This window comes from Amorphoplanes digitatis (assembly GCF_014205335.1).
GTDB classification, from domain to species: domain Bacteria; phylum Actinomycetota; class Actinomycetes; order Mycobacteriales; family Micromonosporaceae; genus Actinoplanes; species Actinoplanes digitatus.
Genome location: NZ_JACHNH010000001.1, coordinates 6,631,258 through 6,655,438 on the forward strand (window position 1 = coordinate 6,631,258; position 24,181 = coordinate 6,655,438).

Sequence of the window (24,181 nt, forward strand, 5' to 3'; positions counted from 1 at the left end):
TGATGACACTCGATATCCCGGCCCTGCTCGCCGCGCTCAGCCTCGAGGAGAAGGCCGAGCTGCTCGACGGCGCCGACTTCTGGCGCACGCAGCCCGTCGAGCGCCTCGGCGTTCCCGGCGTCATGATGACCGACGGACCGCACGGCCTGCGCAAGCCGGCGGGCGGATCGGATCATGTCGGCCTCGACGACAGCGTCCCGGCGACCTGCTTCCCGCCGGCCGCCGGCCTCGCGTCCACCTGGAACACCGGCCTGCTCACCCGCGTCGGCGAGGCGCTCGGCCGCGAATGCCGGGCCAACGGGGTCGCCGTGCTGCTCGGGCCCGGCGTCAACATGAAGCGCTCGCCGCTGTGCGGGCGCAACTTCGAGTACTTCTCTGAGGACCCCCTGCTGGCCGGCGAGCTCGGCGCCGCGCTGGTCAACGGGCTGCAGAGCCAGGGCGTCGGCGCGTCGGTCAAGCACTTCGCCGCGAACAACCAGGAGACCGACCGGATGACGGTCTCCGCCGACGTCGACGAGCGCACCCTGCGCGAGATCTACCTGCCCGCCTTCGAGCGGGTGGTCACCCAGGCGCGGCCCTGGACGGTGATGTCCTCCTACAACAGGATCAATGGCCGGTACGCGAGCGAGCACCGCTGGCTGCTCACCGAGGTGCTGCGCGACGAGTGGGGCTACGAGGGCCTGGTCATGTCCGACTGGGGCGCGGTCAACCGCCGCGACCACGCGGTCGCCGCCGGCCTCGACCTCGAGATGCCCTCCTCCGGCGGGGCCGGCACCCGGGTCGTCCTGGAAGCGGTCAAGGCCGGGACGCTGAGCGAGGCCGACCTCGACCTCGCCGTCACCCGCGTCCTGACGCTGGTCGACAGGTCGCTCCGGGCGGCGGGGCCGGCGGACACCTTCGACGCCGCCGCGCACCACGCGCTCGCCCGCGAGGCCGCCGCCGCCAGCGCGGTGCTGCTCAAGAACGAGGGCGGCGTCCTACCCCTCGACCCGCGCTCCGGCGGCACCATCGCGGTCATCGGCGAGTTCGCCCGCACCCCGCGCTTCCAGGGCGCCGGCTCCTCGCAGGTCAACCCGACCCGGCTCGACAGCGCGCTGGACGCGCTGCGCGAGTCGCTCGGCGGCGGCCGCGAGGTCACCTTCGCACCCGGCTTCGCCGTCGAGTCCGGCGCCGCCGACCCCGCGCTCGTCGACGAGGCCGTCCGGGCCGCCGCCGGCGCCGAGGTCGTTGTGCTGTTCCTCGGGCTGCCGCCGTCGTACGAGTCCGAGGGTTTCGACCGCGCGCACATGGACCTGCCGGCGCACCAGATCGACCTGCTGCACGCCGTCGCGGACGCCAACCCCCGCGTGGTCGTCGTGCTCTCCAACGGCTCGGTCGTCAGCGTCGCGCCCTGGCAGGACCGCGCGCAGGCCGTCCTCGAGGGCTGGCTGCTGGGCCAGGCCGGCGGCGCCGCGACGGCGGACCTGCTGCTCGGCGCCGCCGAGCCCGCGGGCCGGCTCGCCGAGACGGTACCGGTGCGCTTCGAGGACAACCCCACGATCGGCGCGTTCCCCGGCGAGCTCGGCCACGTCCGGTACGGCGAGGGCCTGCTGATCGGCTACCGCTGGTACGACGCGCACCGGCTGCCGGTCGCGTACCCGTTCGGCCACGGCCTGTCCTACACGTCGTTCTCCTACGGCGACCTCGCGATCGCCGTGACCGCCGACGGTGAGCGGCCGAGCGTCGAGGTGACGCTGACGGTCACCAACACCGGCGCGCGGGCCGGCCGCGAGACCGTGCAGCTCTACGTCACCGACCCGCAGGCGAGCGTCTACCGACCGGAGCAGGAGCTGCGGGCGTTCGCCCAGGTCAGCCTCGAACCCGGCGAGAGCCGGCCGGTGACCCTCACCCTCGGCGCCCGGGAGTTCGCGTTCTGGCACGAGACCGCCCGCCGCTGGGTCGTGGAGGGCGGCACGTTCGGTATCCGCGTCGGGGCGTCCTCACGCGACATCCGCCTCGAGGGCACCGTCGAGCTCGCCGGCGAAGACTTCGCCGCGCCGCTGACCGCCGAGTCGACGGTGGATGCCTGGCTGGGCCACCCGCTCGCCGGTCCGTGGCTGCGCGAGCGGCTGGGCGAGGGTGGCTTCGCCGACATGCTCGCCGACGGTGCGCCGCACGGCCAGATGATGCGGGCGATCCCGCTGCGGCGGATGTCGCGGTTCCCGGGCTTCCCGGTCGACGAGCAGGCCGTCGAGGCCGAGGTGCCGCGGTTCGCCGCCCGATGAACGCCGCCGTCACCGCCGGGCCGCAACGGCCCGGCGGTGACGGTACTCAGCAGCCCGAGCGCTTGTGACGGGGCAAGGCGTAGGTCTTCGTACGCTTCGACTTGACCTCGGTCACGCGTACCCGGGTGAACACCTTGCGGCAGTCCGAGGAGCGGACCCGGGTGAACTTCAGCTTCACCTTGGTGTGCTTGTAGTTCGCGGCGGCGCAGTCCGGGATGCAGGTGTTCACGTTCTGCACGCCGGTGGCGTACCCGGTCGAAGCGGTCAGGCTCGTCCAGTGCAGCTTGCTGAAGTTGAGATCCTTGTACGGCCGGATCGTCTTCGGCTTGACCTTGATCTTGTGGTAGTCGTAGTCGACGACGACGCCGGGCTTGGCGGCGGCCTGCGCGGGGCCGGCGGTCAGTCCGGCGAAGGCCACGGCGACCACGGTCACGGCGGCGGCAAGTCGGCTCAGTTTCATTGTGCTGGTCCCCCATGTGTTGATCCGATGATCACCATCCTGTCGAGCGGGGACCGTCCACAGTCGCCTGCCGCCGGGGCATGGCACGAACCCGGTACCGAGCGGCCTGTCGGAAACGCGATCGGGCGGCGCCTGTCCCCCTGGACCAGACGCCGCCCGGATTCGCGGTCGCGGACTACTTGGTCGCGCCCGCGGTCAGACCCGACTGGATCTGACGCTGGAAGAACGCGTACACGATGATCATCGGCAGGATCGACAGCGTGAGGGCTGCGAAGAGCGCGGCCCAGTTGGCCTGGTATCCCGCCGAGACCGAGATGTTCGCGATGCCCTGGGTGAGCACCCACTTCTGTTCGGCGCCCTGGCCCTGCATGATCGCGACCGGCAGCAGGTACTGGTTCCACTGGCCGACGATGTTGAAGATCGTAATGCTGACCAGGCCGGACTTGGCCATCGGCAGCATCACCTGGAAGAACAGCCTCGTGTGCGAGGCGCCGTCGACGATCGCGGCCTCGGCGATGTGGTTCGGCAGCGTCTTGAAGAACGCCGTCATGAAGAAGACCGTGAACGGCAGCGAGTAGGCGATGTAGACCAGGATCAGCCCGGTGTAGGTGTTCAGCAGGCCGAGGTTCTGCAGGATCAGGAAGAGCGGCACCAGCGCCAGGAACACCGGGAAGGCCAGGCCCGAGACGAACAGGTAGTAGATGAAGCGGTTGCCGAAGAACCTGTACCGGGCCAGCACGTAGGCGGCCATCGAGCCGAAGAGCATGGTGCCGGCCGTGCTGATCGTCACCACGAAGACGCTGTTGAGGAAGTAGCGCCCGACGTGCGCCTCGGTCCACGCCGTCTTGTAGCTCTCGAAGGAGATCTGGCTGGGCAGGCTGAACGGCGCGTGCGTGAAGATCTCGGTGTTGCTCTTGAACGACGCGAAGACCACCCAGACCAGCGGCGCGACGACCATGATGCCCCAGATCGCCAGGGCGATGTGCGCGAAGCCGCTGAACAGCTTGATCTCGCGCTTCGCCCGGCCCGCCTCGGTGGTGTGGGCCTTCGAACGCGGCGGGGTGACCGTGCTGTCGGAACTCATGAGGTTTGTCATCGTAGGCTCCCGGCTCACAGCTCGATCGATTCGCGCCGGGTGACCCGCAGGGTCAGCGCCGCGAACGTGATGGTGAGGAAGAACAGCACGACACCCATGGCCGAGGCGTAGCCGAACTGTGCGTAGTCGAAGGCATTGCGGACGATCTCGAGGCCGATCACCGTTGTCGCGCCGTCCGGGCCACCGCGGTCCACGGACATGATGTTGACGAGGGCGAACGCGTCGAAGGCGGCGATGCCGAGGTAGACCCAGGCGACCTGCATCGTGTTCCAGAGCAGCGGCAGCGTCACCCGGAAGAACAGCGTGCCGCGGGTGGCGCCGTCGAGCGCGGCGGCCTCGTAGATCTCCGCCGGGATGGAGCCCATGCCCGCGGAGAAGAGCACCACGTAGAAGCCGACCGCCTGCCAGACGAGCACCGCGAGGATCGACCACATCGCGAGTCTCTCGTCGGCCAGGAACAGCACCGGGCCGGCGCCGATCTGGTGTAGCAGGCCGTTGATCAGGCCGCTCTCGTCGGGCGAGTAGACCCGGGCGAAGATGACCGCCACCAGCGCCAGGGCCAGCAGCTGCGGGAAGAAGTACACCACCTTGTAGAAGCCCGAGCCCCGGACCCCGTGGGTGCGGCCGCCCTTCGTCCCGCCGCCCATGTTCAGCAGGAACGAGAAGAAGAGCGCGATCGCGATCGAAAGCAGCGGCAGGAAGAGCAGCAGGAAGAGGTTGTGCCGGATCGCCTGCCAGAAAGTGTTGTCGTGGAACAGCTTCACGAAGTTGTCGAAGCCGATGTAGCTCACGTCCGGCGAGAAGCCCCGCCAGTTGGTGAACGACAGCTGGAACGCCTGCACGTACGCCGCAACCACGAACGTCGCGTAGATGGCCACCGGCACGATCAGGAAGCCAATGATGAAGGGATACCTGCCGTGCTTCATGGTTCTCTTGCTCCGTCCGTGGTTGCGGGTACGTCTTCAGCGCTGGTGGATCAGCGGGTGAACTTCTCGATCGACGGGTCCTTCTTGATGGCGTCGGCGGCCTTCTGCATCCGCGTGACGAACTTGTCCGCGGTGCCACCCTGGTAGAACAGCTCGTTCGTGGCGGCGCGCAGCTCGTCGTCCAGCTTCTTGTACCAGGTGTCGAAACGGAAGCTGAAGGTGTCCGCGCCCGCCGCGCCAAGGGCCTTGTTGCCCGAGGTGAGGCCGGGGCTGATCTCCATGCCGTCGGTGGCGCCGGCCACGACGGTCAGCGTCTTGGTGAGCTGGGTGAAGCCGATGGCGCCGGCCTTGCTCAGCATGTGACGCAGGTACTCCATGCCGCCCTTGGGGTTCTTGCCCTTGCTGGCGACGAAGTACTGCTCGCCGGCCGCGGCGTAGAGCGCGGTGACCGGGAGCTTGTCGGCGGCGGTCACGCTCGGGATCGGCATGAGCTGGTAGTCGAAGCCGGCCGGGGTGTCCTTGGCCTGCTCGTTCTCCAGCCACGACCCGGACGGGTAGAGGCCGACCTTGTACTGGTTCTGCTGGAGCTGGACCTCGGTGTGCTTGAGGCCGAGGAACGCCTTGTTCGAGTACTTCGCGCCGACCTCGGCCCACGCGGCCGCGGCCTGCTTGACGGCGTCGGACGTCCAGGCGCCGTCCTCGAGGTTGTCGATGTTCTTGAGGACGTCGGCGCCACCGATCTTGGCCGCGCTGGTGAGGATCACCGTGTACATGTAGTACGGCGCGTTCGCACCCGCGTAGCCGAAGGGCGTGATGCCCTTGCCCTTCATCTTCTCCAGCAGCGAGGTGAAGTCCGCCCAGGTGGCCGGCGCGGTCCAGCCGTTGTCCTTGAACAGCTTGCCCGAGTACCAGAGGCCGAAGACCGTGAAGGCGTAGTTCAGGACGTAGGGCTTGCCGTTGAACGAGCCCTGCTCGACCGTGCCGGGGATCAGGGTGTCCTTGACGGTCTTGCCGGAGATGTCCAGCGACGGGGCCGCGTACAGCTCGGTCAGGTCCTGGACCTGGCCGGCCTGGACGAGGGCGCCCTGGTCCATCAGCTTCGAGCCGGAGTTGTTGATCATGTCCGGCGGGTTGCCGGCGGTGAACCGCGGCTGCACGACCGTCGCGATCTCCTCGGTCTGGCTGTACGCCACCTTGGAGTTCGGGAACAGCTTGTTGTACGACGGGATGTGCACGTCGGTCGCGTACTTGGTGCCGAGACCGCCGTTGAAGATGACGACCTCGAGCGGCGCGTCCTCCTTGATACCCAGCGGGTTGGTCGCGGAGACCGTGCCGGCGGGCTTGTCCGTGCTCTCGTCCTTGTCGCCGCCGCTGCCGACGCAGGCGCTCAGCATCGTGACGGCGGGGGTGGCGAGCAGACCGACGGCGGCCGCGCGGCGCAGCAGCGTACGGCGATCGACCTCGGGCTTAAAAATCTCGGACATTCACTTTCTCCTCAGGGTGTTGATGCGGTGCCGGGTCAGCCTTTTACGGCGCCAGCCGTCAGGCCAGTTGCGATGTTGCGCTGGACGATCAGGAAGAAGATGACCACCGGCAGGGCGGTCAGGATCGACCCAGCCATGAGCGGGCCCCAGAAGGTGCCGCGGCTCGTCTGGTTCTGTAGCAGCCACGCCATCAGGTTCTGGTGCGCCTGATCGTTCAGCGTGTTGATGATGATGAATTCGTTCCAGGCCTGGATGAAGCCGTATACCGAGGTCGCGACCAGACCGGGGCCGGTAAGCGGCAGGATGATCTTCCAGAAGACCTGGAAGCGGCTGGCGCCGTCGATCGAGGCGGCCTCGTCGAGCTCGCGCGGGATCGCGCTGATGAATCCCCGCAGCGTCCACACCGTGTAGGGCAGGATCAGTCCGACGTAGACCAGCGTGATGCCGAGCAGGCTGTTGGTGAGGTTGAACCGCTGAAGCATCAGGAAGAGCGGGATCAGGACCGCGACGAACGGGACCATCTGCACCGACAGGACGACGAGGATGATCGCCTTGCGGCCGTAGAACTGGAACCTGGCGATGGCCAGCGCCGCCAGGAAGCCGACGAGCAGCGCGCCGACGACCGCGCCGCACGTGATGATCACGCCGTTGAGCAGGTCCTGCTGGAAGAACGGCGCGTTGAACGCCGACTTGAAGTTGTCCATCGTGAACGTGTGCGGGAAGAACGTCGGCTCGAACTGGAGGATCTCCGGCGCCGGCTTGAACGCGGTGTTGATGATCCAGTAGACCGGGAAGAACATCACGATCGCGAACAGCACGCCGCCCGCGTTCGCGGCGGCGGTGCCGAACCGGCTGCGGCCGACCGTGGGCGTGTCCGACTCGCGGTGCTTGCGGCGCCGCTTGCGTACGGCGGCCGGCGGTGCGGTGGCGACCATCAGTCCACGTCTCCGATCTTGAACATCTGGCGCAGGTAGAACGCCATGACCCCCAGCAGCAGGAGCACCGTCACGACCGCGATGGCCGAGCCAAGCCCGTAGTTGTTGTTCTTGAACGCGATGCTGTACGCCCAGGTCGCCAGCACCTGGTACTCGTCCTCCGGCCGGCCGTTGCGCACGACGTAGACCTGGGTGAACAGGCCGAAGTTCCAGATCACCGACAGCGTCGTGACGATGATCAGCAGCGGCTTGAGGATCGGCACCGTGATCAGGCGCAGCGTCTGCCAGGCGGACGCGCCGTCCACCGTCGCCGCCTCGAGCAGCTCCTTGGGCACCTGGGTCAGGCCGGCGTTGAGGGTGATCGCGATGAAGGGTATGCCGGCCCAGACCACGATCGTGGTGATCACGATCCAGCCCTGGATCGGGTCGGCGAACCAGCTGTGGTTGGCGAAGTCGACGCCGGGCAGGAGGTCGATCAGGTAGTTCAGGACGCCGAAGTCGGAGTCGACGAGCCACCGGAAGATCTGCGTGGCGACCAGCTGCGGCATGGCCCAGACGAACATCATCGCGATGATCATGGCGATCCGCACGCTCGGCGCGACCCGGCGCATCAGCAGCGCGACGGCGAGACCGAGCACCACCGTGAGCACGACGGACACCACGGTGAACGCGATAGTGCGGGCGACGACCTGGTAGAAGGTGTCGGTCGTGAAGATCTTGACGTAGTTGGCGAAGCCGACGTTGTCCGGCGGCAAGTCACCGAAGAGCTGGCGCAGGCCGAGGCTCTGGAAGGACAGGACGACCATGCGGACCAGCGGGTAGCCCAGCAGGCCGGCGAGCAGGAGCAGTGCGGGCAGGGTGAGCGCGAGGGGTGCGTACCCGCCGCTCGTCGCCGAACGACGCCTGCCCCTGGCGCGGCCGTCACCCGGTGCCGGCGCCTGCGATGCCGGCCGGGCGGGCGGGGATTCGACGACGGACATCGGTCCCTTACCTCTCTCGCTTCGTCAGTGCGGTGGCGGAGGGTAGTGCCGCCCGCCCGGGGGCGGGCGGCACGCTCCGGTCAGCTGGCGTTGAGGATCTCGTTGATCTTCGCGTCGGCTTCCTTCGCGGCATCCGCGACGGTTGCCTTGCCGGTGGCGATGCTGACCAGCATGTTCTGGAGCACGTTCGCCGACTCCACGTCGGACCACTTCGGCGCCATCGGGACGAACCAGGTCTCCTTGGCGGCCAGCGCGGTCGCCTCGTTACCCTTCACGGCCGCGGCCTTGTCCAGCAGGCTCGTCGCGTTGGGCAGCGCACCCTTGGCGATCAGGCCCTCCTGGGACTTGGTGTCGGTGAAGATCTGCGCCCACTTGGCGGCCAGGTCGGCGTTCGGGCTCTTCGCCGTGACGGCGACGTCCGAACCGCCGAGGAAGGACGGGATCTCGGGCAGCGGCGCCGTGGCGACCTTGCCGTTGACCTTCGTCTTGACCTTCTCCGAGGCGGGGTTGTTGGGGTCCTTCGGCTGCTCCTGTACCGCGCCGAGCTCCCAGCCGTTGCCGTAGAGCATGCCGGACTTGCCCTGCGCGTACACCGCGTCCTGGTCGGTCTCGTCCTTGGTCGGGTCACCGCTGGAGTAGGTCTTGGCCAGCTCGGCCCACTTGGTCAGGCCGGCCTGCGCGCCCGCCTCAGACAGGGTGCCGACCCACTTGTCGCCGTCCTTCTTGGCGATCTCGCCGCCGTTGCCGTGCACCCACGCCATCGCGGCGTACCAGTACTTGCCCGGCATGTAGAAGGCGGAGAACTGCTTGTCGGCGCCGTTCTTCTCCTTGAGCGCCTTGGCGGCGGCGACCAGCTCGTCGTAGGTCGTCGGCGCCTTCAGGCCGGCCTTCTCGTAGAGGTCGGTGCGGTACAGCAGCACCCGGGCGCCGGCGTAGTACGGCACGCAGTAGGTCTTGCCGTCGAGCTCGCACGGCGCGGAGAGGCCGGTCAGCCACTGCGCCGAGTTCTCGAACTGCGACTTGTCCAGCGGCGCGAAGGCACCGTTGAAGACGTACTTCGGCATCTCGGTGTTGCCCAGCTCGACGACGTCGGGGACCTCGTTGCCGGCCAGGGTGGTGTCGAGCTTGGCCAGGTGGTCGGTCCACTGCTGGTAGTCGACCTGCACCTGCGCGCCGGTCGCCGCAGTGAACCGGTCGTTGGCCTGCTTGACGACCTCGGGCCAGCCGGACTGGGCGTCGACCATCAGCCAGACCTTGATGGTCTTGCCGGCACCGTTTGTGGCGTTGGCGTTGGGGGTGTCGCTGCTGTCGCTGCTCGAGCCGCACGCGGCGGCGCCGACCAACGTCGCGGCGAGCGCCGCGGCAACCGCGATTCTGCGCTTCACGCTATTCCTCCTGGACGAATATGAAGGTGCGGTGGGGATGTTGGGTTCACGGGGCGGAGCTGCCGTCCTTGACGGCTTTGTGGCCGTGTACGGCTTGGGCGGTGCGTTGGAAGGCCGCGTGCGAACGTTCGTGGGTCCGCTGGGCGACGGCGACATAAAGCAGATCGAGGACGACCAGTTGCGGGTGGCGCGCGGAGAGCGCGTCCGGCCGGAAGGTCGTCGCCTGGGTGGCGGTGAGCAGCACGATGTCCGCGAGCTCGGCGAGCGGCGAGCGCGGGAAGCTGGTGAGCGCGATGGTGGTGGCGCCGCGGCTGCTGGCCTCGGCGAGCAGCTCGATCGTCTCGCCGGTCTCGCCGCTGTGCGAGATGCCGAGGGCGACGTCGCCGGAGCGCGACAGCGCGGCGCTGGCCAGGCCGTTGTGCACGTCGGTCCAGGCCCAGGCCGCCACGCCGATGCGGTGCAGGCTGAACTGCATCTCCTCGCCGACCAGCGCGCTGCCGCTGGCGCCGAAGATGTTGACCCGCGGCGCGACGGCGATGGCCACCGCCGCCCGCTCCACCTCGGCGAGGTCGAGCAGCGAGGCGGTGTCGTGCATGGCCTGGGTGTCGGCGGCCATGATCTGGCCGAGGACGCGCTCGAGCGGGTCGCTGGGCTGGATCTCGCGGCCGATGTCCACGGTCCAGCCGGAGGCGCGGGCCCGGCCGGTCTCCGCGGCGATGCCGAGGCGCAGATCCGCGTAGCCGTCGAAGCCGAGTGCGCGGCAGAACCGGGTGACGGTGGCCGGCGAGGTGCCGCTGCGCTCGGCGAGCTCGACGATGGTGGCCCGGGACGCGGCGGCCGGGTCGGTGAGCACCTGCTCGGCGACGCGCTGAAGGGCGCCGGTGAACTCCGGTAGGAGGGTGCGCACCCGTACCAGCACACCGTCGGAGTTGTTGCTCATCACGATTTGCGGTGCCTGGTCGCGCACCAGCGAGTCGACGACCGCGGTCGATGCGGTGCCGTCTGCGTCTGGCTCGACCATCGGCCGTCCCTTCATAAGGAGTGTTTACTGTCGCGGTAAAAGTTCTTACTTTCTGACCCCCCATGTCAAGCCTGTGGGTGAAGTTTTCAAACCGTTACCAAGGGCACGTCGGTGAATGTGTGCCACTCCGCCGTCGGTTGACCCGCGTCGATCCGCATATGGCCGATACGGCGTGACCGCCATCACATCCGCCTATTTAGCCCGATTTATACGTCGGCTTTTCGGACATCGGACAGCACCGATCGGCTAGCAACAACTAGTAGGTTCGGTCGATGAGACCGTTAACGCGAAACGCCCTCGCCGGCGGCGAGGGCGTCACGGAACGGGGTGTGGTCCGGCAATAATTCTGCCCAAACGGGCCCCGGCGCCGCGCCGGAGGCGCGGTCGGACCGGTCAGGCGCTGTCGCGGACCGCCTGGGCGAAGACCTCGGAGCGGTGCTCGAAGTTGCGGAACCGGCCGTAGCTGGGCGCCGCCGGGGACAGCAGCACCACCCCGCCGGGCGGGGTGAGCTTGCGCGCCAGCCGGACCGCGGACGGCAGGTCCTCGGCCGCCTCGGTGCGCACGCCCGGCAGCCCGGCCAGCTCCGCCAGGATCCGGGGCCCGCTGTCCGGCAGCCCGATCACGGTGATCTCGAGATCCCGCAGGTGGTCCCGCAGCGGCGCATAGTCCAGGCCGCGGTCGGTCCCGCCGACGAGCACGGTCAACGGCCTTCCCTCGTACGCGTCGATGGCGTGCATCGCCGAGTACGGGCTGGTGGAGAGCGTGTCATCGACGAACGTCAGCCCCGACGGGTCCTCGATCTCGGTAAGCCGGTGCGGCAGCCCCTCGAACGACTCCACGGCCCGGCGCAGGTCGTCCTTGCGCCCGGCGACGTCGATGCCCATGCCGTCCAGCACGGCCAGCGCCACGCACAGGTTGCGCCCGTTGTGCCGCCCGCGCAGCCGCAGCGCCGTACGCGGGAAGAGCGCCTCGTCGCTGCAGTAGACGAGATCGTCGTCGTCGATCCGGAACCGGGAGTCGCCGCTGCCGGCCGGCACGGCCGCGAAGCCGTTGGCGTCGCGGGCCTGCAGGGTCTCGGTCACCAGCCGCTCGTCCGCGCCGTTGATCACGATCAGTTCGGGGCCGTGCGCTAGCAGGTTGAGCTTGTCGCGGTAGTACTCGCGCTCGCCGCCGTGCGCGTCCAGGTGCTCCGGGAACAGCGCGGTGACCACCGCGACCCGCGGCGAGTCGGTCAGGTCGCTGCACTGGTAGCTGGACAGCTCCAGGACGTACTGCTGCGCCGGCGGCAGGTCGAGCAGCGGCACGCCGATGTTGCCGCCGAAGACGTTCGGCCGGTCGACGGCCGCCAGCAGGTGGCTGATCAGGCTCGCCGTGGTGCTCTTGCCCTTGCTGCCGGTGACCCCGATCGTCCGGCCGGCGTGGTCGGCCATCCAGAGCGCGCTGCCGCCGGTCACGGTGACACCGCGGGAACGCAGCTCGGCCATCCACGGGTGGGTCTGCGGCACGCCCGGCGAGCGCACCACCACGTCGGCCGCCACCAGCGCGGCGAACGCATGATCACCTCCGGCCAAGGGCGCCAGCGAGGCCAGCTCGCCCTCCCAGGGCACGGAGAGGAAGTTCGCGCTGTCGTCCACCGCGATCAGGCGCGACGGACCGTGCGCGGCGACGGCCGTGACGGCGGCACGGCCCTCACGGCCTGTGCCCCAGACAGCCACGGAACGTCCGCGCAGGTCGGTCAAGCGCACTGTCGTCTCCCTCGGTCGCGTCGAACTAGTATGGCTCGCTGGTCCTACGACGGGAGCTTCCGGGTGCGTGCGCAGTTCGAGGTCATGCGGTTCCCCGCATACAGGTTCGATCCGGCGACGGGGGTCGCGGAGTTCGACTACCTGCTCGACGGCCCGCAGCCGCTGGAGTTCACCGAGACGATCACCTTCCCCGTGGCCGCCGGCCCGCCGCCGGAGCACTTCTCGCGGGTGCTCGACCTGCTGCACGGCGTGGCCGGGGTGAGCTACTACAAGGTCGGCGCCCCCGCGCGCATCGAGGCGCCGTCCGCGGTCCCGCCCGAGGCCGCGGCGCTGTTCACGGCCGTCTACACCCACGGCCTCGGCGAGTACGCCTACGTCAACAAGCTGCCGCACGTCCTCGAGCTGTCGGTGCACGTGCCCGGCACCTCGGCCGCCGCCCCCGCGGTGGACAACGCCGACGGCCGCCCGCTCTCGGCCGTCGGCGGCGGCAAGGACTCGATCGTCACGCTCGAGATCCTGCGCGCCGCCGGGCTCGACCCGGTGCCCTTCTCGGTCAACCCCAACCCGGTGATCGTCAACGTCAACGCCGCATCCGGCCTGCCCGCGCTCGCCGCCCGCCGCAAGCTCGACCCCCGCCTGTTCGAGCTCAACAAGGCCGGCGCGCTCAACGGCCACATCCCGGTCACGGCGATCAACTCGCTGATCGCGATCGCCACCGCGGCGCTGCACGGTCTTGGCCCGGTGGTGATGTCGAACGAGCGCTCGGCGTCCGACCCGAACCTGATCTGGAACGGTCACGAGATCAACCACCAGTGGTCCAAGGGCGTCGCCGCCGAGGCGCTGCTGCGCGCCGCGGTCACAGCGCACACCGGCCTGACCGAGCCCTACTTCTCGCTGCTGCGCTCGCTGTCGGAGCTACACATCGCCCAGCTCTTCGCCCGGCACACCGCGTACGACGACGTGGTCACCAGCTGCAACAAGGCCTTCAAGCTGCACGACCCGACGGCCCGCTGGTGCGGCGACTGCCCCAAGTGCCGCTTCGTCGCGCTGGCGATGGCGCCGTCGATGCCGCGCAAACGGCTCACCGCGATCTTCGGCCGGGACCTGTTCGCGGACCCGGCGCAGGTGCCGGGCTACCTGGAGCTGCTCGGCATCGACGCGCACAAGCCGTTCGAGTGCGTCGGCGAGGTCGAGGAGTCGCTCGTCGCGCTCACGATGCTCGGCGACGACCCGCAGTGGGCCGACTCGCCGGTGATCGCCGCCCTGCGCGCGGCCGTGCCGCCCGGCGCGTGGGCCGCGGCCTCGCGCGACGAGGTGCTGACCCCGGCCGGGCAGACGTTCGTGCCACCGTCGTACGCGAAGGTGCTCGCGACCGCGATCGGCTGACCGCTACTCGGGCGCGTCGTGGTGGATGCGCTCCGGTGCGACGCCCAGCCCGTGCAGCGCCTCGCTGGTCGCGGTCAGCATCGACGGCGGCCCGGCCAGGTAGACCTCGTGCTCCGACCACTCCCCGTACGCGGCGACCGCGTCGGTGACCAGGCCGGACGCGTACGGGCCGGCGGGGCCCTCGGAGATCACCGGGACGACGGTGGACCGGCGGCAGGCGGCGGCGATCGCCGCGACGTCCTCGATGTCATACAGCTCGGCCAGGTCGCGGACGCCCCAGAAGAGCACCGCCGAGCGCCGGTCCCTGGTCGACGCCAGCTCGGTGAGCAGCGCCTTCAGCGGCACGATCCCGGTGTCCCCGGCGATCATCAGCAGGTCACGGCCCCGCTCGGGCAGGCCCATCTCCCCCTCGGCCCGGCCGATCCGGACGGTGTCGCCGACCTGCGTGCGGTACACCAGCGCGCCGCTGACCCCGGCCTCGCCCTTCGCCCGCACGTGCAGCTCGACGAAGTTGTCGCGGCGCGGATCGCCCGACAGCGAGTACGGCCGCCAGACCCCGGGCAGCTCGGGAACCTCGATCCGCGCGAACTGCCCCGGCCGGTAGGGCATCGGAAGCAGCGGCCGCAGCCACAGCACCGCGAGGTCGTCGCGGCGGCGCTCGTGCGCGACGACCACGGCGGTCCACGCGGCGGGCCGGTACTGCGCCGCCATCCCGTGCGCGATCCACTCGTACGCGTGGTGCCAGCTGGATCGCCACGCCTCGTCGAAGTCCTGCCGCCAGCCGTTGGCGGCCATGCCGGCCCGCATCGCCTCGGCGAGCGCGGCACCGGCGAGCTGGAGCTGCTGCGGCAGCACCCCGCACTCGGCGAGCGCCGCGCCGAGCCGGCCGCAGGCGGCGACAAGCTGCGGCGGCTGATCGAGGTTCTGCACCAGCCAGGTCAGCGCCTGCGCGAGCTGCTCGGCCTGCCAGGTCGGCCCGCCGGGCAGCCGGGCGAAGAGCGCGGGCTGCGCCTGCACGAGCGCGGCCCGCAGCCGCAGGGCCACGTCCTCGGCGCCGCCGGCGAGCTCCAGGCTGTCGCCGAGCAGCCGCTGCATCTCGTGCAGCGCCACGTCGTCGGCCGGGTCCATGCCGTCGGCGGCGGCCGGCACCGGGGGTACGCCGACGGGCGGCACGACGCCCGGCAGCCGCACCTGGCCGAACGGGCTCGGCGGCGCGATGGGCTCGCCGGGCCAGTGCGGGCCGGCCGGGCGCGGTGCGCCGATCCGCTGGACCGCGCTGATCGGCCCCGAGCCGAACACGGGCGGCACCATGCCAGCGATCCAGGGCCCGGCGCCGGGCCGGTGCGGGGTGGTGGGACCGCGCGGCGGCCCGCCGGGTACGGGTGGCACGGCGGCGCCGGGTACGGGTGGCACGGCGGCGCCGGGTACGGGTGGCACGGCGGCGCCGGGTACGGGTGGCACGGCGGCGCCGGGTACGGGTGGCAGGGCGGCGCCCGGCCCGGCGCCGGGTACGGGTGGCAGGGCGGCGCCCGGCCCGGCGCCGGGCGGCGCTGTCGTGCCTGGGATCCACGGTGGTATCCGGGCAGGCGGTCCCGTGCCGGGGGCCGGGGGCGTGCCCGGGACTCCGGTCACTCCTGATGGCGGGCGGACCGCCGGGAGGGCCGGTGTGCCGGGCGGCTGGGCGGCACCCGGGAGTGCGGGATTCGGCGGCACCCTGACCGGCCCGTTCGCGGACGTGGCCGGCCCGCCCGGCCCGGGCGGGAGACCGGGCCCAGGCGGAACACCGGGCCCGGGCGGGACACCGGGCCCAGGCGGAACACCGGGCCCGGGCGGGACACCGGGCCCAGGCGGAACACCGGGCCCGGGCGGGACACCGGGCCCGGGCGGGACACCGGGCCCGGGCTGGCCAAGGCCCGGGAGAACAGGCGGACCGCCGGGCCTCATCGGTATTGCGCCGCGCAGCGGCAGCAGCGGGCTCGAAGGCTCCGGCTCCGGTCCGGGCGGGTCCTCCCCGGGCGGCGCCTCCCCGGGCGGCGCCTCCCCGGGCACCTGCGCACCGGGCGCCGCTTGGCCAGGTCCCGGACCACTGGATGCGCCCGGACCACCGGCACCACCGGCACCACCGGACCCGGCGCCGCCGGATGTGCCCGTACCTCCGGACTCGGTGCCGCGGGCACCACCCGGGTTGGCGCCCGGCGCCGGTGTCGTGGGACGGGTCGTGCGGGGGCCGCTGGGAACCGGCCCGATCGCGGCGCGGAACTCCCCGGCCCGCTGCGCCGTGGCCTCCGCGGCCTCCGGCGTCTCGCGGTCGGGCCGCGGCACCTCGCCGGCGGAGAGCTCGCGGTACGGATGCGCCGCTGGTAGCGCCAGTGGCGGCTCGGCGGGAAGATCGGCCTCGCTGTCGGCCGCGGGCCGGTCCGGGTGCGCCGGCAGGACGGTCTCCGGGGCGGGCTGCGCGTTCATGCCGGCCACCGCGTCCGCGGCGCCGGACGCGGCCGCCTCCGGCGCGGTGAGCCGCAGCCGGATGGCTCGCAGCAGCGCGAGCATATGCGGGTCGGTACCGGATCCGGACGACACGTGCACACCCCCCGACCGCAGAACGATGCGAACAGTACAACCGTACTGCCGCCGCGTCCGGCCGCCATCGACTACCCGGTGGCGCCCGCCATCCGCGCGGTCGCCTCGTCGAGAATGCCAGAGCTCGTCGCGAAGTTCAGCCGGACGTAGCCGGCGCCGGCCGCACCGAACCGGGTGCCCGGCTCGACCGCGACCCGCCCCTTGGCCAGGAACAACTCCTGCGGCTCGTCGTCGCGCCCCAGTGCCCGGCAGTCCAGCCAGGCCAGATACGTCGCCTCCGGCGCCCGCCAGCGGACACCCGGCAGCCGGGTGCTCAGCAGGCGGCCCAGCTGCGCCCGGCGCTCGTCCAGCTCCGCGTGCAGCTCGGCCAGCCAGGCGTCGCCTTCCTTGAACGCCGCGACGGTCGCCAGTACGCCGAGGTGGCCGGTGCGCCAGCGGACGTCGGGCGGAAGGCGGCCGACCAGCGCGGCCAGCGCCGGGCCGCCGGTCACGATCGCCGCGCACTTGAGGCCCGCCAGGTTGAAGGCCTTGCTGGCCGACAGCAGGCTCACGGCCACCTCGCCCGCGCCGGGGATGCTCAGCAACGGCGTGAACTCGGCACCCGGCAGCACCAGCGGCGCATGGATCTCGTCGCTGACGACCGTCACCCCGTACAGGCGAGCCAGCCGGACCAGGGCGGTGAGCTCCTCGCGGGTATGCACGCGGCCGACCGGGTTGTGCGGGTTGCAGAGCACGTAGACCGCCGGGTGGGCGGCGAAGGCCGCCTCCAGCGCGGGTAGGTCGAGGCGGAACTCCCCGGTGAGCGGCACCTCCAGCAGCCGGGTACCCGCCTCGGGCGCCCAGTCGAAGAACGGCGGATACACCGGCGGGCTGATCACCACCGTGTCGGCGGGCCGGGTGAGCAGGCGCAGCAGCTCGACCACGCCGACGCCGACGTCCGCGACCGCGGTGACCGCGCCCGGGTCGAAATCCCACCCCCAGTGCCGGCCAGCGAAGCCCGCCAGCGCGACCCCGAGGTCCGGCTGAGCCAGCGAGTACCCGGTGTCGGAGGCGTCCACCGCCGCGTGCAGCGCGGCCGCGACCGGCGGGGCCAGCGGATAGTCCATCTCGGCCACGAACAGCGGCAGCACGTCGTCGGGGTAGGTGCGCCACTTGGCACTGCGCCGCCCGCGAAGCGTCTCGAGCGGATCGACGTGCATCAGCCGGCCCTAGGCGACGCGATCCGGTAGACCACGGAGTGGCGCAGCGGCCCCTCGACGGTCGGATCCTCGAAGTCGTCGGCCGGGTCGTAGGACATCCCGAGCCGGTGCATGACCGCGCGGGAGCGGTCGTTGCCGACTGCGGTGATGGCCAGGATCTCCGCGAGCCCGAGCACGTCGAAGCCGTAGTCGAGGCAGGCGTGGCCGGCCTCGGTCGCGTACCCGTGGTTCCAGGCCGCGCGGGCCAGCCGCCAGCCGATCTCGACACCCCCGAACGGCAGCTCCTCGTCCACCGGGTCGAGCCCGGCGAACCCGATGAACTCGCCGGTCGCGACCTCCTCGACGGCCCACCAACCCCAGCCGCGCGCGGCGAGCTCGGCGCTGAAGTACGCCACCGAGGCGGCGCTCTGCTCGTAGTTCATCACCTGGGGGAAGAACTCGCGGACCAGCGGATCCGCGTTCATCGCGGCCCAGGGCATCACGTCGGATTCGCGCCACTGGCGCAGCAGCAGGCGGTCGGTCTTCAACTCGGAGATCGTCATCGCGTCCCTTCTCGGTGACCCGGTAAAAGGTACCGGCATCAGAGCGGTCGGCGCCCAGTGGGCAGAATGCCCTTGTGCCCGCACTGAGCATCACCGACCCAGACGACCCGCGGATCGCCGACTACCGCGCGCTGACCGACCTGGAGCTGCGTACCCGGTGGGAGCCGCCCAACGGGCTGTTCATCGCCGAGGGCGAGCTGGTCATCCAGCGCGCCCTGCGCGCGGGCTATCGGCTGCGCTCGGCGCTGGTCGACGAGAAGCGCGTCGACCAGCTCAGCGGGCTGCCGGCGGACGCGCCGCTGTACAGCGCGACCCCCGGCGTCCTGGAGTCGGTCACCGGCTTCCACGTCCACCGCGGCATCCTCGCCTCGTTCCACCGCCGCGAACTCCCCACGCTGGAGCAGTTGCTGGCCGGCGCCCGGCGCCTGGCGGTCCTCGAGGGCCTCAACACGCACACGAACCTCGGCGCCCTGTTCCGCAGCGCGGCCGCCCTCGGCATCGACGCGATCGTGCTCTCCCCTACCTGCGCCGACCCGCTCTACCGCCGCGCGGTACGCGTCAGCATGGGCGAGGTCTTCGCCATCCCGTACGTGAAGACGGAAGACTGGCCCCAGTCACTGGCCGCCGTCCGCGCCGCGGGCTTCACCCTCCTCGCGATGACGCCGGCACCGGACGCCGTGGCGTTGCAGGAGTTGACCGCGGCCCAGCGTTCGCGGCCGGCACTGCTACTCGGCGCCGAGGGGCCAGGACTCACCCGCGAGGCGCTCGCGGCCAGCGACGTCCGCGTCGCCATCCCGATGCACAACAACGTCGACTCCCTCAACGTCGCCACCGCCGCCGCCATCGCCTTCTGGGAACTCACCCGCGCCGAGACGACCTGATATCCGAGCAATATAAGCGGTATTTAAGGTGCTCGCTATGGACCATCCCGTCCATGATGGGGAAGACTCGGGGGCCGCCATTATGAGAAGCTCTTGGCGCTCCTGGTTTTGGAACATCGCACTAATGATCTGCACTGGAATGATGGCCGCCGTTTCCACGCCAGTTGCGCTCGAATATCTCGGCAGCGGCGTTTGGTGGGCCGGGGCGCTATTCGGGGCGATGTCCATCGCACTATGGGTGGCAGCGGCCAGGTCCCTCATGATTGGAGTCACCGCCGGCCCCACCTACGTTGTGATCAGGGAACTCACACGGACATGGAAAATCAAGTGGGCTGACACCGTGGAGATATCCGATGGTGCACCGGTCAGCGGCCCAGCGAGCCTCGGTGGCGCAACATCGCCACAGATCGTCGTGGCACGACCGGGTTACCCTCGCCAGGTTGTCGCCATTAGCGGCCTCGGTAGTTACGGGTTAGGGCGAGGCAGCACCCCCGGTGAACGCGCGGTGTCCGGCCTCAACGAGCATCTGTCGAAGTGGCGCCGAGAGAATCCATGAGACGCCAACACTTCCCGCGTCAGCCTATCGACCACGGGTTCCAAGCTGGCCCTGTAAATCAGCCATCGTCGGGCTTGGAGTCCGCCCTCTGGCCCGCTGCCGCTCGCCCGACGGACCGACGCCTCGTCAGTCGCCGTGCCCGTGGAATTGATGGGCTTGGCTTGCGAGCCATGACGGCACGAGCAAAGACAGCAAGTGCCTTGAGTATTTCAGCCCGCTGATGCGGCTCCGTACCGCGGAGGGCGTTCAGCGCTACGAGGCCAAGGATCAACACCGGCACCGAGGTTGCGACAGCGATAGCGTAGGGAAGATTCGACCAGCCCATCGAGGACTCCACATCTGTGACCCGGCTGGTCGAGTTGTGCGCAGGGCTCAGCTCGACCAGCGTGTTTCACTGGCGAAGCTGAGAATCCCTGCCCCCGGTTGGGTCTCAGATTTTCTGTCTCTCGATCCCTCCAGCTCGACCAGACGCCTGTCCTCGGAGACAACGAGGCAGCGCCTTCTAGCCGGAGGTCTCTCCCGCCCGGCCGAAGCCGGACCGATGAAGCCGGGGGCGGCGTATTCGCCGCCTTGGGACTCGGGGGTCCCTACCGTGCTGACGACTCCATCGCGAAGGGATACTCCCCTCCTACGCCAACCGATGTTGCCACTGACTTGCCTTGATCACCAGACTCCTGCCGTCCAGGGCTGCCGTTGGGAGGATGTCTTCCCCCAACCGGCGCCATCGCGCCGGAAGAGACGGTCGGAAAGACCTGAGTGAAGCCAGTCCGTTCGCCGGCGCGGCGGGGCAGCACCTTCCCCAGCTCATGCCTTGAAATGATCCGGCAGCGGTAAATACACGCGCATTACCTCAGAACCTGCCACCGCGGAGGGATCGGCTCGTCGCACCGGCGGACCGGACGGCCGATTCGAGGCAGGTACGGCGCATACCCAGACGCTTACGTGGCCACGAGATCCCGCCGGATCCGGAAGCGCGCGACCAAAGAGGCAACCGTACCCGCCGTCGGCGACGCTTCCCGGCCGAATGTGGATCAGGTTGTTTCGGCGGCGAGGTCCGCGATCGCGTCGACGAGTTGGTCGCCGTCGCGAAGGGAGGCGTCGTTGTGGTCAGCACCCTCGACGGCGAGTACTCTTACTCGTCCTGCGGCCTCCTGCGCAACCGTCAGGCTCTGGGCCGGCGGGACAATCGTGTCGGCGGTGCCGTAGATGACGAGTGTGGGTGCGGTGATCTGCCGGATGAGGTCGGTGACCGGGAAGTGGTCTCTTGCCAGCAGCCGTACGGGCAGGAAGGGATAGTGCTCCTGCCCGGCCGCCGGTAGGTCGGTGAACGGGGACCGCAGGATCAGTCCTGCCGGTGGGTGTTCTGCCGCCAGCGCGGTCACCACGGCGGCGCCCAGGCTTTCGCCGTAGTAGAGGAGCCGTTCGGGGCGGATTCCGGCTTGCTCGACGAGGTATGTCCGTGCCGCGCGGATGTCGTGGGCCAGGCCTTGCTCGCTGGGATCACCGGGGTTGCCGCCGTAGCCGCGGTAGTCGACGAGCAGCACGGTGAGACCCCGAGCGGACAGAGCCGCGGCGAGGGGAGCCCGGGCCTGCCTGTGCCCCGCGTTCCCGGGGGCGACCAGCACCGCCGTCTGCTGGTCCGGTATGCCGGGCGAAGGCGCGATCAACCACGCGGTGAGGCGCAGCCCGTCAGCGGTGTGCAGGGTGACGTCGCGAGCACCGGACAGCACCTGGGACGCGGGTGGTGGCGAGGCCCGGTCCGGGAGGTATATCAGCCGTCGTTGCAGCACCCAGAGAGCGGCGATGAGCAGCGCCAGAAGCACCAGCGTGACCAGCGTCAGGCGTAGGAGAGCCGGCAGCTTCATCATGACGGCTTGTGGTCCGATGTCATCGGCCATGCGGCGACGGCTAGCTTCCAATGTCTGACCAGGTCAGGATGCCTCCGGGTTCGTCGGCATACCAGGCCGTGCTGTTGAGTGCGAGTTGTGGGAGCGCCTTCTTGGCAGGACTGTGAGCGCGTGATTGGAAAACGGTCAAGAAACTGCACTTGTCCTGCGCGATTCCGCTGCTCACGGCCCACGCCAGAAACGCCTTCTTCCGTTCATCGTGGACAGGGCCATCGCTGTCGACGACCTCGACGAACCAGAATCTGTCGGACAGCACATCGACGATGAGGCAGTCGGGCAGCTTGCCGAGTTTCTTGAGATCAAGATGCAAGGTCGTGAGCAGTCGCTCATCGACGATGTTGACCGGCTCCCCCGACTGGCTGATGAACACAACAGCCGGATCACCCATGATCTTCGGCGCGCCGAGCTCGAGGAAAGCAGCCAGGGTCTCGCTTCCGGCGTTGAGTACGCGGGAAGCGCCTCCGGGCAAGGTCACCGTCACCATGGCTCCGGCCTTGGCGCGGTCCGCCCGCGTCAGTGCTCGCATGCGACCTGTCGGCGTCAGATTGGCCGACTGCCATTCTGCGATTTCAGCACTCAGCTGTTCACCTTGAAGGACCGGGCTCAGAAGCTTGGCGAATTCCCCGACAAGGCTGTACCGGCCGACGCTGGAAGTGGTCGGAACGGAGCGATCCCAGAGCAGCACGCCGTTCTCCTCCCAGCGGTGGAAGGTCTCATCGCGGACGCCCTCGCGGCTGTTGGTCTGATACCAGGCGTGGGAACCAACGCCCCACTCGGCGCAGAGATCGTCAATGGCTCGGCTGCCCCTGGACGACCTGGAGGCGGCATAGTATGCCCGGCGCTCGTCGTCTGTGCGATGCGCCGCGATCTCCTCGTTCATCCGCATGAGGGCGAGCGGCCGTACAGGATTCTGACCGTCGATGGCGCCGGTGTACATGAGCGTCAAAGCTGCTGCCGCTGCGATCGGGTTGGCCGTTGCGGTAGTCCCGGTGAGGTCCGACGGCACGATGGCCTGCAGCCGCTCCAGGTACGCCTCGCGGTCCTCAAGAAGGGCTGGAAGTTCCCGGCTCGGGTTGCTCTGCGTCACGCACCAGACCATATACGCGATCAATCTCCGCGGGCAGCACCGCCGGATCCAGCTTGGCCCATCGGCGGAGGAGCTCCGCATCGGGCAACGGCAGAGCAGACAGCTCGTACGCCGACACGGCCACCGAACCCGTCAGGCATCGATAGAGACGATCGACCGCTGCCGAGTCCAGCAATGCCGTCAGAAGTCGCGGCGTCAGGACGCTGTCCTCAGTGCCGCACCTGAGGACGTTGACATGGTTCTCCACCGAGACCCGTCCGCCCCACTGCTCAAGCTCCGCGGCGTCGAGGGCCGTCGCGACAAGGCGGCGGTTCTGCTCGGGAGCAGTCGTTCGCTGGACCAGTACCGCCGGCTGCCGCAGCACCAGCGTCCGCTCGTCCGCATCGTGGCGCATCTCGACCCAGCGCATCTTGTCGCGTAAAGGATCTTGGTGAAGCTTCCCGCCGTCGAGGTCTGCCGCCCAAACGATCTTCACGCTTCGCCGTCTCGGCTCTGCAGAAAGCTGGTCCTTGTGGCGATTCCATACGAGCGGACCCGTAGAGACCTTCCAGTGATAGTCCTTGAGTCGCTTTGTCATACCACCCGCCGCGGCGACCAATGCGTTGTCGTCCTGAGAACGCGGCAACAGCCACGGCAGTGACGTGTCGGTGGGGATGGTGCCGTGCCCGATCGCAGCGCTCTTGACGGTGCCATTCATTGTCACCTGCTCGCATGCGACATCGCCGGCTTCGCCACGGCGGAAGACGGCGAGCACCGTCTCCTGCAGAACACCTGTTGAGAAGACGCCGCTTCGATCGGCGATATACGAGACCTGCCTCAGCGGCGCCTTCGAGGCCAGGTGTTTGCGCAACAGCTGGAAGTACTTGCCGCCGATCCATCCGGCAGGAATGAGCGCTGCCACGGTGCCGGCGTCGGCCGCGTGGTCGACAGCGGCAGCGAGAAACAGCTGGTAGCGGTTCGCATGCCCGGCCAGGACATGGGCCCAGGTGGCGCGATCTTTCTCTGCCAGCCGCACTCGACCGTATGGGGGGTTGAGGATTGTTACTTGAGGCTGCTGCGGCGGGGCGGACAGCCCATCGCCTAGCTGTAGGAGCGCGGGAAGAGGCAGTCGCCGCCGAGCCGGCACTCGTTGCCAGGTCTCCAGGAGCTCAGCAGCCAGAACAACACTGCCGAGCCATACCGCGGCCGCGTCCAGGTCTCGTCCCCCGATGCAGCGCGTCACCCGTGTCAGGGTGATGTCCGGCTGAACCGTGGCTTGATCACTCAGCCAGTCTCGGAGAGCGGGAAGCAGCAGCGCGCCGGCCCCGGCCGCCGGATCCCACACCAGCCCACCAGGCTTCTCGTCCAGATCAGCTACTGCCCTCTCATAGAGAGCAGCGGCCAGGGCCGGTGGGGTGTAGTGCCGGCCATCCGCAGTTCGAACCTCGGCATCAAGTGACACGACGTAAGCGTCCGTAAGCGCCTCACAGGATGCCTCATGAAGGTCATCGCGCGGAGACGCGAATCCCAGAGACACCATGTCGACCGGCGGCTCAGCACTGACAGCAGTGAAGACATCCAGTCCCCAGGGACTTCGGATCCCCGCTGCTTGCGCTCGCCGACGCCACCACTCAGGCACGCTGGCCAGGACCGACAGGGACGCTTCCGACAAACCCTGTGCGCCGGTCGCCGCCATGACCGCACGCTGCGCGCGGTTCGCCCTCTTTGTGTCGATTACTTCGGCGCTCACGTGTCTGATCCTGTCAGTCT

General features: G+C 69.6%; 18 protein-coding genes. 3 read left to right on the forward strand and 15 right to left on the reverse strand.

Going from position 1 to position 24,181, the window contains the following annotated elements; all coding sequences use genetic code 11:
- Positions 1–2: 2 nt before the first annotated feature.
- Complete coding sequence (locus tag BJ971_RS28865; protein ID WP_184996324.1) at positions 3–2,264, forward strand: glycoside hydrolase family 3 C-terminal domain-containing protein; 2,262 nt, start codon at positions 3–5, stop codon at positions 2,262–2,264.
- 46 nt (positions 2,265–2,310) lie between these two features.
- On the opposite strand, the gene BJ971_RS28870 is transcribed toward BJ971_RS28865, so the two are convergent.
- The 9 genes from BJ971_RS28870 to murD all read right to left on the reverse strand — a co-directional run bounded on the left by BJ971_RS28870 (position 2,311) and on the right by murD (position 12,297).
- On the reverse strand, positions 2,311–2,724 hold the full coding sequence (locus BJ971_RS28870; protein ID WP_184996325.1) for a hypothetical protein: 414 nt from the start codon (positions 2,722–2,724) through the stop codon (positions 2,311–2,313).
- 175 nt (positions 2,725–2,899) lie between these two features.
- Positions 2,900–3,820 carry a carbohydrate ABC transporter permease gene (locus tag BJ971_RS28875; protein ID WP_184996326.1) on the reverse strand — a complete coding sequence of 307 codons (921 nt, stop codon included), beginning with the start codon at positions 3,818–3,820 and terminating at the stop codon, positions 2,900–2,902.
- 14 nt (positions 3,821–3,834) lie between these two features.
- Positions 3,835–4,746, reverse strand: a complete 912-nt coding sequence (locus BJ971_RS28880) for a carbohydrate ABC transporter permease (RefSeq protein WP_184996327.1) — start codon at positions 4,744–4,746, stop codon at positions 3,835–3,837.
- Between the two features lie 50 nt (positions 4,747–4,796).
- Positions 4,797–6,230, reverse strand: a complete 1,434-nt coding sequence (gene ngcE, locus BJ971_RS28885; protein WP_184996328.1) for an N-acetylglucosamine/diacetylchitobiose ABC transporter substrate-binding protein — start codon at positions 6,228–6,230, stop codon at positions 4,797–4,799.
- Between the two features lie 35 nt (positions 6,231–6,265).
- Complete coding sequence (locus tag BJ971_RS28890; RefSeq protein ID WP_184996329.1) at positions 6,266–7,165, reverse strand: carbohydrate ABC transporter permease; 900 nt, start codon at positions 7,163–7,165, stop codon at positions 6,266–6,268.
- Positions 7,165–8,145, reverse strand: a complete 981-nt coding sequence (locus tag BJ971_RS28895; protein ID WP_184996330.1) for a carbohydrate ABC transporter permease — start codon at positions 8,143–8,145, stop codon at positions 7,165–7,167. The genes BJ971_RS28890 and BJ971_RS28895 overlap by 1 nt, the downstream gene beginning before the upstream one ends.
- An 80-nt stretch (positions 8,146–8,225) precedes the next feature.
- Positions 8,226–9,530, reverse strand: a complete 1,305-nt coding sequence (locus tag BJ971_RS28900; RefSeq protein ID WP_184996331.1) for an extracellular solute-binding protein — start codon at positions 9,528–9,530, stop codon at positions 8,226–8,228.
- 46 nt (positions 9,531–9,576) lie between these two features.
- Positions 9,577–10,551, reverse strand: a complete 975-nt coding sequence (locus BJ971_RS28905) for a MurR/RpiR family transcriptional regulator (protein WP_184996332.1) — start codon at positions 10,549–10,551, stop codon at positions 9,577–9,579.
- Between the two features lie 393 nt (positions 10,552–10,944).
- Complete coding sequence (gene murD / locus BJ971_RS28910; protein WP_184996333.1) at positions 10,945–12,297, reverse strand: UDP-N-acetylmuramoyl-L-alanine--D-glutamate ligase; 1,353 nt, start codon at positions 12,295–12,297, stop codon at positions 10,945–10,947.
- A 30-nt stretch (positions 12,298–12,327) separates the two neighbouring features.
- On the opposite strand from murD, the gene BJ971_RS28915 reads away from it, so the two are divergent.
- On the forward strand, positions 12,328–13,683 hold the full coding sequence (locus BJ971_RS28915; protein ID WP_184996334.1) for a MurL-like N-terminal domain-containing: 1,356 nt from the start codon (positions 12,328–12,330) through the stop codon (positions 13,681–13,683).
- A gap of 3 nt (positions 13,684–13,686) precedes the next feature.
- On the opposite strand, the gene BJ971_RS28920 is transcribed toward BJ971_RS28915, so the two are convergent.
- From BJ971_RS28920 to BJ971_RS28930, 3 genes are all read right to left on the reverse strand, one after another.
- Positions 13,687–15,144: a globin gene (locus BJ971_RS28920; RefSeq protein WP_239087499.1), complete on the reverse strand. Its 1,458-nt coding sequence runs from the start codon at positions 15,142–15,144 to the stop codon at positions 13,687–13,689.
- A gap of 1,187 nt (positions 15,145–16,331) precedes the next feature.
- Positions 16,332–17,459: a MalY/PatB family protein gene (locus BJ971_RS28925; RefSeq protein WP_184996335.1), complete on the reverse strand. Its 1,128-nt coding sequence runs from the start codon at positions 17,457–17,459 to the stop codon at positions 16,332–16,334.
- Positions 17,459–18,001 carry a GNAT family N-acetyltransferase gene (locus BJ971_RS28930; RefSeq protein ID WP_203709357.1) on the reverse strand — a complete coding sequence of 181 codons (543 nt, stop codon included), beginning with the start codon at positions 17,999–18,001 and terminating at the stop codon, positions 17,459–17,461. Before BJ971_RS28930 ends, BJ971_RS28925 begins: the two co-directional genes overlap by 1 nt.
- 74 nt (positions 18,002–18,075) lie before the next feature.
- Here BJ971_RS28930 and BJ971_RS28935 point away from each other — a divergent pair, with 74 nt between their 5' ends.
- Positions 18,076–18,882, forward strand: a complete 807-nt coding sequence (locus BJ971_RS28935; RefSeq protein WP_184996336.1) for a TrmH family RNA methyltransferase — start codon at positions 18,076–18,078, stop codon at positions 18,880–18,882.
- A 1,587-nt stretch (positions 18,883–20,469) separates the two neighbouring features.
- Here the strand turns inward: BJ971_RS28935 and BJ971_RS28940 are convergent.
- From BJ971_RS28940 to BJ971_RS28950, 3 genes are read right to left on the reverse strand one after another with little or no spacing between them, the layout of a single operon-like run.
- Complete coding sequence (locus tag BJ971_RS28940) at positions 20,470–21,336, reverse strand: alpha/beta hydrolase (RefSeq protein WP_239087503.1); 867 nt, start codon at positions 21,334–21,336, stop codon at positions 20,470–20,472.
- Between the two features lie 10 nt (positions 21,337–21,346).
- Positions 21,347–22,432, reverse strand: coding sequence for a BsuBI/PstI family type II restriction endonuclease (locus tag BJ971_RS28945; protein ID WP_184996337.1), 1,086 nt, complete (start codon positions 22,430–22,432; stop codon positions 21,347–21,349).
- A complete protein-coding gene (locus tag BJ971_RS28950) occupies positions 22,389–24,161 on the reverse strand; it encodes an N-6 DNA methylase (protein ID WP_184996338.1) in 1,773 nt (590 codons plus the stop codon). The genes BJ971_RS28945 and BJ971_RS28950 overlap by 44 nt, the downstream gene beginning before the upstream one ends.
- Positions 24,162–24,181: the final 20 nt, after the last annotated feature.